17 protein-coding genes are annotated in these 14046 nt (G+C 64.7%); 11 read left to right on the top strand and 6 right to left on the bottom strand.

Annotation, left to right across the window (positions count from 1 at the left end):
* From JHD73_RS04305 to mdcH, 8 genes are all read left to right on the top strand, one after another.
* Positions 1 to 523: triphosphoribosyl-dephospho-CoA synthase (locus JHD73_RS04305; protein ID WP_199028116.1), on the top strand; the 523-nt coding region annotated here is incomplete at its 5' end.
* Positions 510 to 809 carry a malonate decarboxylase subunit delta gene (locus tag JHD73_RS04300; RefSeq protein ID WP_199028113.1) on the top strand — a complete coding sequence of 100 codons (300 nt, stop codon included), beginning with the start codon at positions 510 to 512 and terminating at the stop codon, positions 807 to 809. The genes JHD73_RS04305 and JHD73_RS04300, both read left to right, overlap by 14 nt.
* A 9-nt stretch (positions 810 to 818) precedes the next feature.
* Entirely contained in the window at positions 819 to 1667 is an 849-nt protein-coding gene (locus JHD73_RS04295) for a biotin-independent malonate decarboxylase subunit beta (protein ID WP_199028111.1), read from the top strand.
* Positions 1664 to 2494, top strand: coding sequence for a biotin-independent malonate decarboxylase subunit gamma (gene mdcE / locus JHD73_RS04290; protein WP_199028109.1), 831 nt, complete (start codon positions 1664 to 1666; stop codon positions 2492 to 2494). The genes JHD73_RS04295 and mdcE overlap by 4 nt, the downstream gene beginning before the upstream one ends.
* 348 nt (positions 2495 to 2842) lie before the next feature.
* Positions 2843 to 3250 (top strand): malonate transporter subunit MadL, encoded by a 408-nt coding sequence (madL, locus tag JHD73_RS04285; RefSeq protein WP_199028107.1) that lies wholly within the window; start codon positions 2843 to 2845, stop codon positions 3248 to 3250.
* Between the two features lie 11 nt (positions 3251 to 3261).
* Positions 3262 to 4026 carry a malonate transporter subunit MadM gene (gene madM, locus JHD73_RS04280; protein WP_199028105.1) on the top strand — a complete coding sequence of 255 codons (765 nt, stop codon included), beginning with the start codon at positions 3262 to 3264 and terminating at the stop codon, positions 4024 to 4026.
* Positions 4023 to 4658 carry a malonate decarboxylase holo-ACP synthase gene (locus JHD73_RS04275; protein ID WP_199028103.1) on the top strand — a complete coding sequence of 212 codons (636 nt, stop codon included), beginning with the start codon at positions 4023 to 4025 and terminating at the stop codon, positions 4656 to 4658. Before madM ends, JHD73_RS04275 begins: the two co-directional genes overlap by 4 nt.
* A complete protein-coding gene (gene mdcH, locus JHD73_RS04270; RefSeq protein WP_199028101.1) occupies positions 4655 to 5581 on the top strand; it encodes a malonate decarboxylase subunit epsilon in 927 nt (308 codons plus the stop codon). Before JHD73_RS04275 ends, mdcH begins: the two co-directional genes overlap by 4 nt.
* Before the next feature lie 50 nt (positions 5582 to 5631).
* Here mdcH and JHD73_RS04265 read toward each other — a convergent pair whose 3' ends face one another.
* Entirely contained in the window at positions 5632 to 7227 is a 1596-nt protein-coding gene (locus JHD73_RS04265; protein ID WP_199028099.1) for a peptide chain release factor 3, read from the bottom strand.
* 372 nt (positions 7228 to 7599) lie between these two features.
* On the opposite strand from JHD73_RS04265, the gene JHD73_RS04260 reads away from it, so the two are divergent.
* Both JHD73_RS04260 and JHD73_RS04255 read left to right on the top strand, forming a co-directional pair.
* The gene (locus JHD73_RS04260; RefSeq protein ID WP_199028097.1) at positions 7600 to 7827 is read left to right on the top strand and encodes a hypothetical protein; all 228 of its coding nucleotides are present in this window, start codon (positions 7600 to 7602) and stop codon (positions 7825 to 7827) included.
* Between the two features lie 127 nt (positions 7828 to 7954).
* Positions 7955 to 8248: a hypothetical protein gene (locus JHD73_RS04255; RefSeq protein WP_199028096.1), complete on the top strand. Its 294-nt coding sequence runs from the start codon at positions 7955 to 7957 to the stop codon at positions 8246 to 8248.
* On the opposite strand, the gene JHD73_RS04250 is transcribed toward JHD73_RS04255, so the two are convergent.
* The 4 genes from JHD73_RS04250 to JHD73_RS04235 form a co-directional block, all read right to left on the bottom strand.
* Positions 8245 to 9249, bottom strand: coding sequence for a YihY/virulence factor BrkB family protein (locus JHD73_RS04250; RefSeq protein WP_199028094.1), 1005 nt, complete (start codon positions 9247 to 9249; stop codon positions 8245 to 8247). The two genes, JHD73_RS04255 and JHD73_RS04250, sit on opposite strands and share 4 nt — an antisense overlap.
* A gap of 98 nt (positions 9250 to 9347) precedes the next feature.
* Positions 9348 to 9653: a hypothetical protein gene (locus tag JHD73_RS04245; RefSeq protein ID WP_199028092.1), complete on the bottom strand. Its 306-nt coding sequence runs from the start codon at positions 9651 to 9653 to the stop codon at positions 9348 to 9350.
* A 63-nt stretch (positions 9654 to 9716) separates the two neighbouring features.
* The gene (locus JHD73_RS04240; RefSeq protein WP_199028090.1) at positions 9717 to 9884 is read right to left on the bottom strand and encodes a DUF1328 domain-containing protein; all 168 of its coding nucleotides are present in this window, start codon (positions 9882 to 9884) and stop codon (positions 9717 to 9719) included.
* Positions 9885 to 9988: 104 nt separating this feature from the next.
* On the bottom strand, positions 9989 to 11389 hold the full coding sequence (locus JHD73_RS04235) for a sigma-54 dependent transcriptional regulator (protein ID WP_199028088.1): 1401 nt from the start codon (positions 11387 to 11389) through the stop codon (positions 9989 to 9991).
* Between the two features lie 575 nt (positions 11390 to 11964).
* On the opposite strand from JHD73_RS04235, the gene JHD73_RS04230 reads away from it, so the two are divergent.
* The gene (locus JHD73_RS04230; RefSeq protein ID WP_199028086.1) at positions 11965 to 13086 is read left to right on the top strand and encodes a sigma-54-dependent Fis family transcriptional regulator; all 1122 of its coding nucleotides are present in this window, start codon (positions 11965 to 11967) and stop codon (positions 13084 to 13086) included.
* Between the two features lie 334 nt (positions 13087 to 13420).
* Here JHD73_RS04230 and JHD73_RS04225 read toward each other — a convergent pair whose 3' ends face one another.
* Positions 13421 to 13738 (bottom strand): hypothetical protein, encoded by a 318-nt coding sequence (locus JHD73_RS04225; protein WP_199028084.1) that lies wholly within the window; start codon positions 13736 to 13738, stop codon positions 13421 to 13423.
* Positions 13739 to 14046: the final 308 nt, after the last annotated feature.

Genomic DNA, 14046 nt, shown 5'->3' with positions numbered 1-14046 from the left:
CGCCGCCGTTGCGAATCGCGCAGCACGCCTGGCCAACATCCCCGACCGCTTTGCGCCCTTCTCGACTGGCCACAAGGGCGAGCGCGCGTGCAACGACTACGGCGTTGGCGGCGCCAAGGGCCAGGCCTGTGCCGGCTTTCCGCACGTGATCAAGGTGGCGCTGCCCGCATTGCGCCAGGCGCGCGCCGCAGGCATCCGTGAAGACCACGCACGCGTAGACGCGCTGCTCGCCGTCATGGCCACGCTGGACGACACCTGCGTGCTCGCACGCGGTGGCGCGGAAGCATTGCGTGTCGTGCAAACCGGCGCCGCAACGGTACGCGCTGAAGGCGGGCTCGCAACGCCGCAAGGCCGCCGCGCCTTCCGCCTGCTCGAACAAGACATGCTGGCGCTGCACGTGTCACCCGGTGGTGCAGCCGACCTGTTGGCCGCCACGCTGTTCCTCGACCGCCTGCCCGCAAGCGCGCACGCAGCGTCCGATCTCGAATCCGCTCATCAGGAAACCGAACATGGAGCGTCTTGATTTTCAATTCACCGGCGGCGCACCTGCCAGCCGACGTGCGTATGCCGGCGTGGTCGGCTCGGGCGACCTGGAGGTGCTGCTCACCCCTGGCAACACCGGCCAGATCGACGTGGCCATCACCACCTCCGTCAACGGCATGCGGGCGACGTGGCAGGCGCAGCTTGCGCGCGTGTTCGGCTCGCATGCATGGCCGGCGGCCAAGATCACCATCAACGACTTCGGCGCAACACCGGCCGTGGTGCGGTTGCGGCTTGAGCAGGCGCTCGAAGCGCTCGCGCAACCCTAAGGAGACGCCATGTCACGCAACCCGATTGAACGCGACAGCTTTATCGAACGCGATGCGCGCCGCCGCGCCATTGCCCTGCTCGACCCCGGCACCTTCCGCGAGCTGCTCGATCCGTTCGAGCAATTGACCTCCCCCTGGCTGCCGCGCCAGGGCATCGTCACGCAGGCCGATGATGGCGTGGTGGTCGCGCGCGGCACGCTGGGCGGGCAACCCGCCGTGGTACTCGCCATTGAAGGCGCCTTCCAGGGCGGCAGCATGGGCGAGGTGTCTGGCGCCAAGATCGCAGGCGCGCTGGAGCTGGCAGCAGAAGACAATCGCAACGGCATCCCCACGCGCGCCGTGATCGTCTTCGAGACCGGCGGTGTGCGGCTGCAGGAAGCCAATCTTGGCTTGGCCGCCATTGCCGAGATTCACGCGGCCATCCGCGCATTGCGCGTGTACGGCCCGGTGATCGGCATCACCGCTGGCGTGGTCGGCTGCTTTGGTGGCATGAGCATCGCCGCCGGCCTGTGCAGCTACCTGCTGATGACGCGCGAGGCACGCCTCGGCCTCAATGGCCCGCAGGTGATCGAGCAAGAAGCCGGCATCGAGGAATACGACTCGCGCGACCGCCCCTTCATCTGGAGCCTGACCGGCGGCGAACAACGCACTGCCACCGGCCTGGCCGATGTGTGCATCGAAGACGATTCTGTCTCGATCCGCGCGCAAGTCATCGCATGGCTGCAGGCGGGTGCGCCCAAACACCAGCGCAGCGAGCAGGTCGACCACTACCTCGAACAACTCGCCGCCGTCGACACCTCGCGCCAGGCCACGGCCGAAGATGTACGCACGCTCTACGCCGCCAAGGATCAAGCATGAGCCAGACCGAACTCTCTACGCGCGGCGCAACCTGGATGCGTGCACTCACCGGCGGCACGCCGGCTGCGGGCTACGGCAGCACGCTGCAAGTCATTGATGCCACGCTGGCAAACCAGCCCGCGCGCTACATCGCCGTCGTACCCGATGCTGAAAACCGCTTCCCGCGCGCCCGCAACGGCGAAGTCGGCCTGGTCGAAGGCTGGCAACTCGCCCGCGCCGTGCGCGATGTCATGGCAAAAGACGCCGGGCAAGAAAAGAAGCGCGCCATCGTCGCCATCATCGACGTAGCAAGCCAAGCCTACGGGCGCCGCGAAGAGGCATATGGCATCCACCTCGCCCTCGCCGCCGCCGCAGATGCGTATGCCGCCGCACGACTTGCCGGACACCCGATGATCGGCCTGATCGTCGGCCGTGCCATGTCGGGCGCGCTACTTGCGCACGGCTACCAGGCCAATCGCCTGCTCGCACTCGATGATGCCGAAGTGATGGTCCACGCCATGGGCAAGGCCGCCGCCGCACGCGTGACGCTGCGCTCCGTGGCCGATCTGGAACGCCTAGCGCAAGAGATCCCGCCCATGGCCTACGACATCGCAAGCTTTGCATCCCTCGGACTTCTGTGGCGGTTGTTGAAGGTCAAGTCTGCCTACACGCCCGACGCCTCCGACATCGACACCGTGCAAAGCGCACTGGCAGCCGCGCTGTCCGACATTGCGGCAGACCCCTCGCGCGGCCTGGAGAACCGGTTAGGCTCGCCGCTGCGCAAGGCATCGTCCGAAGTACGCGAGCGCCTACGCGCGCAATGGAACGCACAAGTGGAAAGCGCGTAGCGCATGGAGAAATGACCTGGCCGCTAACCCATGCGCCCAGACGGTGTGGCCGTACCCTGCCCTAGATGGCGCCTTGAATTTCTGTTGCAGGGAGGAAAAAGAAGGGAGGCTTGTCTGAGCGAAGCGAGTTTGCCTCCCTTCCCTCCCTGCGACAGAAATTCAAGGGAGGGGTCGCCATCTCGGGCGCGCCTTTCTTTGCTTACTTTCTTTGGCAAGACAAAGAAAGTGAGTCGGCCCCGGCAGGGGACGAAACACAAGATGCACCACCAGCAAAAAAATAGTCTTCCAACCTCGATCACAACAACCCAACAACAGGCGACCCATCGCCGTTCCCAAAGGAGACAAAACGTGATCATCTACGGTACGACCCTGCTGGCGCTCTGTCACATCGCCGGCCTCTTCCTGGGCGACTTGCTCGGCCAGGCCATCGGCGTCAAGGCCAACGTGGGCGGCGTAGGCATCGCCATGTTGCTGCTGATCTTCGCGCGCCTCTACCTCCACAAGCGCGGATTGATGCCAGCCGCCACGGAAGCCGGCGTCTCCTTCTGGGGCGCGATGTACATCCCCGTGGTGGTAGCGATGGCGGCCACGCAGAACGTGGTGACGGCGCTGCGCGGCGGCCCCGTGGCGCTGCTGGGCGCAATCGGCGCGGTGGCGGTATGCGGCGTGTGTATCGCGCTCATCAACCGCACCGGCAAGGCGGAAAACCGGCAACCGCTGCCACCGCTGCCTGAATCCGAACAGGCCCGCGCCTAAGGAGACCCACCATGTTGTCAATGCTAGAGAAGGTTCTTCAGCACAACGGGCTGGTAGCGGCCTTTGCGCTGGTCGGCATCGTCATGGGCCTGTCGATGTGGCTATCGAAGAAGTTGACGTTTGGGCGCGTACACGGCTCTGCCATCGCCATCATGATCGGGCTGGTGCTGGCCTACTGGGGCGGCATACAGACCGGCGGCGAACGCGGCCTGGCTGACCTGAAGCTGTTCGGCGGCATCGGCCTGATGGGTGGCGCCATGCTGCGCGACTTCGCCATCGTCGCTACCGCCTTCGAGGTGCAGGTGACCGAGGCGCGCAAGGCCGGCCTGATCGGCGCTGTTTCACTGCTGCTGGGGACGGTGCTGCCGTTCATCGTCGGGGCCTGCGTTGCCTACGCCTTCGGCTATACCGATGCAGTGAGCGTCACCACCATCGGCGCGGGAGCGGTCACGTACATCGTCGGGCCGGTGACGGGCGCGGCGCTGGGTGCCAGCTCCGACGTGATGGCGCTGTCGATTGCCACGGGGCTCGTCAAGGCGATCCTGGTGATGGTCGGCACGCCCTTCGCGGCCAAGGCCCTGGGCCTGAACAACCCGCGTGCGGCCATGGTGTTCGGCGGGTTGGCGGGTACGGTCAGCGGCGTGTCGGCCGGGCTTGCCGCCACGGACCGGCGCCTGGTGCCCTACGGCTCGCTGGTGGCGACGTTCCATACGGGTCTTGGTTGCCTGCTCGGGCCGTCGGTCCTGTTCCTGGCCACGCAAGCGCTGCTGCGATGACACCCACGCCGCTGCGCGCGCACGATCTGCTGTGGTTGTCCGAGATGCCGGCAACAGCAGACGGCACACCCTTGCCGGACTGGGCACTTGCGGCATGCCGGCAGGGGGCGCCCGTTGTCGTGCGCCGGGCACCGCGCGGCCCTGATGGTGTGATCCCGGTGGGCCTACGCGGCAGCGCGCGGAGCGAGCGTTGCGCGGCCACCGTGGCCGTCAGCACCATCACACGCATCATCACGCCCGAAGCCCTGGCGTCCACAACCGCCACCATCGCTAACGATGCGCCATTTGCAGCACTCCGTACCTTGCGTGCGTTGGCGCCGGAACTCAACGCACTCGGTTGGGCATGGGGTCCGACCGGCGGTACGGGCTTTACGCTCGCCAGCGGCTTGCCGGTGCTGCATGCGGACAGTGATCTCGACCTCGTCATGCGCATGCCGCACGCGCCATCCACTGCGCAGCGCGATCACCTCGTCGGTCTGCTGAGCGATACCGAATGCCGCGTGGACTTGCAGATCGACACCGGCCACGGCGGCTTCGCCCTACGCGACTGGCTTGCCTCGCCTCACAAGACGCTGCTCAAGACTGACCACGGCCCCCGCCTCGTCGCAGACCCATGGAGCGATGTCGCATGAGCGTCCTCTTCATGTTCCCCGGCCAGGGCAGTCAGCGCGTGGGCATGCTGCGCGCGTTGCCTGAGGACCCCGCCGTCGCGCAAGCGCTGGCCGAGGCGGGCGACGTGCTGGGCGTTGATCCGCTCACACTCGATACCGCAGAGGCATTGCAGTCGACCGTGGCCGTCCAGCTATGCCTGCTGATTGCTGGTGTGGCCGTGGCACGTACGCTGGTTCGACAGAACGCCGCGCCGGATATGGTGGCGGGCCTGTCGATCGGCGCGTGGCCCGGCGCGGTCGTGGCAGGCGTGCTGGATTTCAGCGACGCACTGCGGCTGGTCCGCCTGCGCGGGCAACTCATGGAAGACGCGTATCCGAGCGGCTACGGGATGGCGGCCATCGTCGGCCTGGCCGAGCCGCAGGTGGGTGCCATCGTTGCGCAAGTCCACTCAGCGGCAACGCCCGCCTATGTGGCCAACCTGAATGCGGAGCGGCAGATTGTCGTGGCGGGCAACGATGCCGCGCTCGCGCAGGTCATGACACGTGCGCAAACAGCAGGTGCATCGACGGTGGCGCGGTTGTGCATGGCGGTACCGTCGCACTGCCCGTTGCTCGATGCGCAAGCTGCTGAATTGTCTGCTGCCGCTGCAAAGGTGACACCGCACGCGCCGCAACGCACTTACATCAGCAGCAGCCGTGCACGCGCGCTCTTCCGCGCCAATCTCATCGTCGAGGATCTGGCCTGGAACATGGCGCGGCCCGTGCTCTGGCATGACACGATGCGGCATGCGTTCGAGCGTGGCGCGCGGCTGGCGGTGGAGATTGCAGGCAACAGCGCGCTGAAGCGCCTTGCGCAGCCCGTCTTTGCGGACGATGCCGTCTTTGATACGAGCAGCGGGCTCGATGCCGTGCGGGTACGGATACAGCGCGCGAACAGCCGATAGCGCACAAAAAAAAACGGGGCACTCGGCCCCGTTTCTTCTTGCTACTCGTCTTAAACGATTTCCCGCGTCTCCAGGAACTGAATGTCCGGAAACCGCTCCTGCGTCAACCGCAGGTTCACGTTGCTCGGCGCCAGGTAGACGTAGTCACCCGCGCCATCCAGGGCCACGTTGTGGCCAGCCTTGTCGATCAGCTTGTCGATGTCTTCCGGCTTGCCCCTGAGCCAGCGGGCGGTGGCGCATTCGTGCGGTTCGAAGATGGCATCGACGCCGTACTCATGCTCGAGGCGGTGCGCCACCACGTCGAACTGCAGGATACCGACCGCGCCCAGCACCAGATCGTTTGATGCAATCGGGCGGAACATCTGCGTGGCGCCTTCTTCGGCCAGCTGCTGCAACCCCTTCTGCAGCTGCTTGAGCCGCAGCGGATTGTTCAGCCGCGCACGGCGGAAGAATTCCGGCGCAAACGATGGGATGCCCGTGAACTTCAGTGCCTCGCCTTCGGTAAACGCGTCGCCCAGGCGAATCGTGCCGTGGTTGGGCACGCCGATGATGTCGCCGGCAAACGCCTCTTCCGTCGTATTGCGGTCCTGCGCCATGAAGGTGATGGCGTTGTTGATGGCCACCGTCTTGCCGGTCGACACTTGCAACAGCTTCATGCCGCGCTCGAAACGGCCCGAGCACACACGCACGAAGGCGATGCGGTCACGGTGCTTCGGGTCCATGTTGGCCTGAATCTTGAAGACGAAGCCGGTGAACTTCTCTTCCATCGGCTTGACTTCCCGTGTTTCGGTCGGGCGCGCCAGCGGCTCCGGCGATTGGCCGACCAGCGCGTCGAGCAGCGACTGCACGCCGAAGTTGTTCACCGCCGAGCCGAAATACACCGGGCATTGCTTGCCGGCCAGGAAGGCCTCTTTGTCGAATGTGTGCGAAGCACCGCGTACGAGTTCGATGTCGATGCGCAGTTCTTCCGCCTGCGAGCCGAGCACGCGGTCCAGTTCGGGGTTATCGAGCCCTTGGATCAGGCCCGCAGTCGCACCCTTCTCGCTGTCGGCGTTCGGGTCGAACAGCTGCACCGTATCGTTCACCAGGTGATACACGCCCTTGAACGACTTACCCATGCCGATCGGCCACGTCATCGGCGAGCACTGGATCTGCAACACGCTTTCGATTTCGTCGAGCAGCTCGATGGGCGCGCGGCCTTCACGGTCGAGCTTGTTGATGAACGTAAGGATGGGCGTGCTGCGCAGGCGACAGACATTGAGCAGCTTGATGGTCTGCGCTTCCACGCCGTTCACGGAGTCGATCACCATCACGGCGGAGTCGACTGCGGTGAGCGTGCGGTAGGTGTCTTCCGAGAAGTCTTCGTGGCCCGGGGTGTCGAGCAGGTTGACGATGTAGTCACCGCCGTCGTTCTGATACGGGAACTGCATCACCGACGACGTGACCGAGATGCCGCGCTGCTTTTCCATCTCCATCCAGTCGGAGGTGGCGTGGCGGTTGGCCTTGCGCGCGCGCACAGCGCCGGCCATCTGAATGGCGCCGCCGAACCACAGCAGTTTTTCCGTCAACGTGGTTTTACCCGCGTCCGGGTGGGCAATGATGGCGAACGTCCGGCGGCGCCGGATCTCCTGCTGCAGCGTACTCACGGGCAAAAACCGAAAGGGAGGGGTGAAAAATGCGGATGAATGCACACAGGGTGTGTGCGCCGGCCGGCGGGGGTCATCCTGACGGCCGATGGACTGCCCGAGCGGCGTTGTCAATCCGGGGCAGCCGAGATTGTACGCGATCGGCGACCTTGCTTAGGATCAACTGACCCGATGCACAAGCGAGGGAAACTCCGTAGGAACCGTCCGCCGGATGGTGGAGACCAATACGTTGTCGGAATGCTCCGACAACCCTTTCGGAGACGGTGTTATCGAAGTTGTCATGAAGCTCCCGTATTGTGGAGTCCGTCGCGAAACCCACACGGTGTGGTGCTTCGCGACATTGAAAGAAGTTAAGAAGTAAGGAGTCCAATCGTGCGTAGTCGAACCCCTGTCGATCCCGCAGTGCAGCGCATTCTCGAGACCACCCGCCGTGCGTGGCAACTCGACGCAGAAAGCCTGCGTGCGGCGCGTCAGCAGCGTGCCGCCAATCGCCGCAAGCGGATCAAGGCTTTGCCGCAAGACAGCCTGCGGGTACTCGCAGCGCTCGCGCTGCAAGCGGAAATCCTGGCCGTGCGCAAAACCGTGGTGACGGTCGGCTAGTTGCGCAGTTTTTTGCTTCACCCGTATCAAGGGCCACAAGTCGTGGCCCTTTTGCTTTGGGCCGGATGGCGTTGGGGGCATGGCAGTTGCTTGGCGGTATTGACCATTGCACTGCAGGAGCCCCTTCATGACCGAGCTCAACCCTAAACCGCCCGCCAACGGCGCCACCATCACCACCCTGCATCCGCAGATCGACCATACCGCGCAGCGTGTGAAAGACGCCACAGCCGAAGGCATTGACCGGCTGGCAGGCGTCGTCTCCAACGCGCTCACACAATTCGACCGGCGAGCCGTGCAGTTGAAAACATTGCACGCAAACGCGTCAGAACAGGCCAGCAGTTCCATGCACCAGCATCCTGTGCTGACCATTGGCCTGGCGTTTGTCGCGGGTGTGCTGCTGGAACGGCTGACGCAGGATTAGCCCCCGCTGTCGCGCATGCCATTGGCCGTAGGAGCCGCGCCGGGTGCCAGCGCCGAATTGAGCAGCGCTGCCCGTGCGGCAGAACCGGTGATGGCCTCCGCCGCCCTGGCAGCCTCTTCCTGGCGGCTGCCGAACAGCAGCGCGTACTGGCGCGTCACCAGTGCGCCAAAGAAGAAAATCTGCGCCGAATAATAGATCCACAACATCAGCGCCACCACAGACCCGGCCGCACCGTACGACGACGCCACGGCACTGCTACCGAGGTACAACCCGATGAAACGCTTGCCGAGTGTGAACAGCAGGGCCGTCACCACCGCGCCCAGGGCCACGTCGCGCCAGGCCACGCGCGTCTCAGGCAGCATCTTAAAGATGGTGCCGAATAATAGCGACACCACCGCAAACGCAAAGACGGCAGACAGCGCCTCCGCCACCGGTGCGAAGAAGCCTGCGCCTGCCCAGATCTCCCCCCAGAAACGCTGAACCACCGCCAGCGCCGCATTGACGATGAGCGACACCAGCAGCAGAAAAGCCAGCACCAGGATCAGGCTGAACGACAACAGGCGCGCGCGCAGCAGCCCCCATAAGCCGGACTGTTGGCGCTGCGGCACCTCCCACAGTTCATCCAGGCTGCTCTTGAGCTCGGAGAAGGCGCTGGTGGCGCCAATCACCAGCAGCACAACGGCCATCACAGCGGCAAACAGACCGTGGCCGGAGCGCTTGGTGGCGGCCAGCACCGTCTCCACCGCCGCCGCACCTTGGTCGCCCACCAGGCCTTTGATCTGCCCGAAGATCTCGCCGCGCGCAGCCTGTTCGCCAAAGAACAGCCCGGCAATCGAGATGACCAGCACCAGCACCGGCGCCATCGAGAACAGCGTGTAGAACGACAGCGCCGCGCCCTTGCTGGCGGCGCGATGCACAGACCACTGCCGCGCCGCACCCATCAGCACGTGGGTGGAGCGCTTGAGCACGTCGCGGTCGATCAAGAAAGCGGCCAGGCGCATGAAGGGTCCTTGAGGAGGGCGGCACGCGCAAACCCGCGCCGCCTTCGAGCGTAGTCAGCCCGCAGCATACGCGCAAGCAGGGGCGCTGGCTCAGTCGCTCAGTCGTCACCGCCGCCCAGCAGCCGGCTGAGGAAAAAACCCGTACCGAAGGCCAGCGCGATCGTCGCCAGCGGATGCTTACGCATGCAGGCCACCGCATCGCTTGCAAAGCGCTGCGGTGATGCACGCCACTGCTCGCGACGGGCGGCGGCTTCATCGAGTACATCAGCAGCCGCGCCAGCGGTGCGGTCAATGGCCTTTGCGGTGGTCGCCTTCACGCGCTCGGCAGCCTGCGCCACGTCTTCGCGGATCAGGTTGCCGCTGCCATCGGATTTGGGAAACGGATGGGTCTGGGACGGTTCCATGGGTCTGCGCTCCTGAGATTGCATCGCGTGTGGATCGGTACGCGCACGAGGTTGGCTGCGCCCTCACCTGCGCCCGGCGACGAGGCCCCAAAGCAGACTCACCACGAACAGCACCACGAAGATCATGAACAGGATCTTGGCAATGCCGGCTGCGCTGGCAGCAATGCCGCCAAACCCAAGGGCGGCCGAGATCAGCGCGATGATGAAAAAGATGACGGCGTAACGCAGCATGGCAATCTCCTGTGCGGTGGGGTAGGTTTGCCGCGGATGCGGCAGAGACTCCCCATGGCCAGCAAGCGGCGTACCACGCCCGCAAAATCGTCGATACGCGCCGCCTATGCCTCGGTGGCGTGCGGTCGGCCCGACGCCGGGCCGGCGCTGTCGTCACCGTCTTCGCTGTTGCCGTATTCCTCCAACCGGTTGTAGAGCGTCTTCAGGCTAATGCCGAGCAGCTCGGCGGCGCGCTTCTTCACACCACCACATTGCTCCAGCGTGGCCAGGATGATCTTCTTGTCGGCACTGGCCAGTGATGTGCCCACCGAAATCGTCAGCGTGGAGCCGGACGTGGCCTGCGTGCTCGACACCTGCAGCGGCACGTTGGCCGTGTCGATGCCCGCGTCGTCCGACAGGATGAACGCGCGCTGTACATAGTTGCGCAGTTCGCGCACGTTGCCCGGCCAGTTGTAGGCGCGCAGCGTGTCCATCGCGGGCGGCAGAAATGCCTTCTTGGTGTTGTTCTGTGCGTTGAGCTGATCCAGGAAATGCTGCGCCAGCAGTTCAACATCCTTGCCGCGCTCGCGCAGCGGGGGCAATTGCAGCGGGAACACGTTCAGGCGGTGATACAGGTCTGCCCGCAGCTTGCCGTCGGCCACGGCCTCTTCGGGATCGCGGTTGGTGGCGGCGATCACGCGCACGTCGGAATCAATCTCGCGGTTAGTGCCCACCCGCATGAACACACCGGTCTCCAGCACACGCAACAGTTTCACCTGCAGCTCGATCGGCATCTCAGTAATTTCATCGAGGAACAGCGTGCCGCCGTTGGCGCGCTCGAAGTAGCCCTTGTGCTGCCGATCGGCGCCGGTAAAGCTGCCGCGCTCGTGGCCGAACATTTCCGACTCGATCAGGTTGGGTGAGATGGCGCCGCAGTTGACCGGCAAGAACGGCTGCTTGCGGCGCAGGCTCAAATCGTGAATCGTCTGCGCGGCCAACTCCTTGCCGGTGCCCGACTCGCCGATGAGCAGCACCGTCGCCTCGGTGGGTGCCACGCGGCTCACCTGGTCATACAGCGTCTGCATGACCGGCGAGTTGCCGAGCATCTGGCCGAACAGACCCAGCCGGCGCAACTCGCCGCGCAGGTTGCCGATCTCGGCTTTCAGATCCCCCGGGCGCGGAATGCGCGCAAGCACGGATTTGAGCCGCTGGAAATTGACCGGCTTGACGAGGTAGTCGGCCGCGCCCATGCGCAGCGCCTCGACGGCGGTCTCTACACTGGCATGGCCCGTCATGACGATGATCTCGGTGCCGGAGTGCGGCGCGATGTCTTCCATCAGATCCATGCCATTGCCGTCGGGCAGCAGCAGATCGATCAGGATGGCGTCGGGGCTGTGGCGCGACATCTGAATGCGCGCATCACGCAGTGAGCCAGCCTGCGCGGTGGTGAATCCTTCAGCGCTCACCAGCTCACCCAGGGCGGCGCGAGCATTGGCATCGTCTTCGACAATCAGAATATGTGGCATCTCGATTCGATTGGTGGCCGGCGGTTCGATTGGACCGTCGGCGGTCAATGCGCGGGGCAACTGCAGGCCTTCCATGCGCGGGCAGGCGGCAGGTGCAAAAAGTATTCCATCGCATTCACGCTCGGCGACGGGCGCTGCGGTTGCGTCCCGAAGCCCTTGTCGCCAATGCGCAGATCGGTAACTTTTACACGCTCTCGTGCAAGAAAAGGCTCGGAGGCGTCACTCCGAGCGTTCGGCCCAACCAAACAGGCGTGATCTCAGCATAGATGAGAAGGTCACGGCTTCGCCACCCGCTGGCCCGAATGGACACGATAGGCCGCTTGAAGAGGAGAAGCGGGAGTAAAACCTGCGCCCCGCCAACGTTTCGGGCCTGTTTCTTGTCAGCGTTTGGCCGACAGGATGGCCGAAACGTCAGCGCATGCCTGACATACAACGCGCTAGGGCGGCCCCGATAATGGCTCAACTTTTTAACACAATGTGACGGGATGACGACGCGCCAAGCCACCGGGAGCCAGCATCGCTGAACAAGCGGCTCCGTGCCGGGACGTCCCCGTCGTGACCGACCAGAGGGAGCCATGTCCTTGAGCGAAGCCAACGCGTTCGATCGTGCAATCACTGCCGGGCGCCTACGTTGCCCCCCTGGCCTGGCCGGACTCGCCGAGTTTGACGATACCGATCACACGCCGGCAGAAGCCGACACCTCTGTCAACCAAGTCAGACAGACCATCGCGGAACCCGATTTCGGCCACCTCTATGGCCGCTCGCCAGTGATGCGCGCGCTGTACAGCCAGATCGGCAAGGTGTCGAACACGCTGGCCACCGTGCTCATCATGGGTGAGTCGGGCACCGGCAAGGAATTGATCGCGAGCACGGTGCATGACATGAGCGCCCGTGCGGACCAAGCCTTCATCGCCGTCAACTGCGGCGCCATTTCGCCCAACCTGATCGAGTCCGAACTGTTCGGCCACGAGAAGGGCAGCTTTACCGGCGCAGCGCAGCGCCATATCGGCTACTTCGAGCACGCCAGCGGCGGCACCATCTTCCTGGACGAGATCACCGAGATGCCGGTGGAGATGCAGGTCAAGCTGCTGCGCGTGCTGGAGACCGGTGTTTTCATGCGCGTGGGCGGCACCGAGCCGATCCAGACGCGCGTGCGCATCATTGCGGCCACCAACCGCAACCTGATGGAGGCTGTGGCCGACGGTACGTTCCGCGAAGACCTGATGTACCGCTTGGCCGTAGTGCCGCTGCACGTGCCGCCGCTGCGCGATCGCGACGACGACATCGAAGAGCTGGCCCTGCACTTTCTTGCGCAGTTCAATGCTGCACACCAGACGGACAAGGTGTTCTCGCGCGCGGCACTCAGCGTATTGCGCAACCATGCATGGCCCGGCAACGTGCGTGAGTTGCGCAACGCCGTGCAGCGCGGCTACATCCTCGGCGAGAAGACCATCGAGCTGACCGCCCCGCTGGCATCGCCGCGCGGCCCCGCGCAGCCGAGCGTCAAGGAAGGTGTGCTGAGCCTGTCGGTGGGCGTGACGCTGGCCGATGCGCAACGCACGCTGATCCTGGCCACGCTGGCGCACTTTCATGGTGACAAGCGCCAGGCCGCCAAGACGCTGGGCGTGAGTTTGAAGACGCTCTACAACCGGCTCGATCTCTACCAGAACACCGCTGCCGCCGGCATGGCGGCCTGATCCAGAACGCCCTCGACGTTGCATATCGCACGCATCCACGCTGAGCACGTCAGCGTGGATGCGTGCGCGTGCGCTGGCCCGGGTGCTCATGCGGCGCGCGGCGCGGCACGGGCTCCGTGGCTGTGTGCGCGGCGCACGCCGTTCGGCCCGCCTGGGGTCGCGTCAAGGATGGGACTCGCATGGCGGGCCTCCTCATGGGTTGTTTGCTGGATGGGTCATTTAGAGCCGCTAACAAAACCCTCCTGGCGTCGTTACGCCTCCTTGCCGTACTGCCTGTACTGTCTGCGTCGGCGCGCCTAGCCAGGACCGCTACGCTGGGTTTTGTTAGCGGCTCTTACTGGCCCTGCTTGGCCGCACCCGACGGTGCCGCCGCGTCATTGCCGCCCGCTGCCTTGCCTGAACCCGCCGTATCACCTGCGCTGGCGCCGCCCGATCCGCCGGACTTGCTCGAAGATTTCGCGTGGTGCGACGTCTTATGCTTAGCCTTAGGCTTGGCACCATCGGCATTGCCGTCAGCGGCCATGGCATCCGCGCCCGTCTTGGACGCATTGTTAGGTGCATCTGCTGATGCGGGGCTGGTCTGGGCCTGGGCTGCCATGCCGAGGGCCAGGATGGCACCCGCGAGGGCAGCAGTCAGCGTACGTGGTTGCATCGGTTTCTCCTTACGTGTGGCGGTGACGGAGCGCGAAGCCGGCGTGCGGCCGGCTCCCTGGTCAGCGCAGCAACACATATACCTGCCATGCCACCCGTTGCCATTGCACGATACGGCCCATGTGTGCGGGCAACACTGTCATGTGCCGGCAACAATGTGCATATAAAAACGACACGACCATGTAGAAACGGCGTGCCCGCCATCGGCAAAGCCTTGTCGCATCTGCGTTTACTGACATGGCACACGCTTTGCATCTGAGGAAAGTCATGTCGGTCGCAAGACTGGCGCCCACTCACCCAAGGAGGCAA

Source organism: Ralstonia sp. ASV6, assembly GCF_016429285.1.
Classification (GTDB): Bacteria; Pseudomonadota; Gammaproteobacteria; order Burkholderiales; family Burkholderiaceae; genus Ralstonia; species Ralstonia flaminis.
Note: the sequence above shows the minus strand (reverse complement) of the source record. Positions and strands in the feature narration are given on the sequence as shown.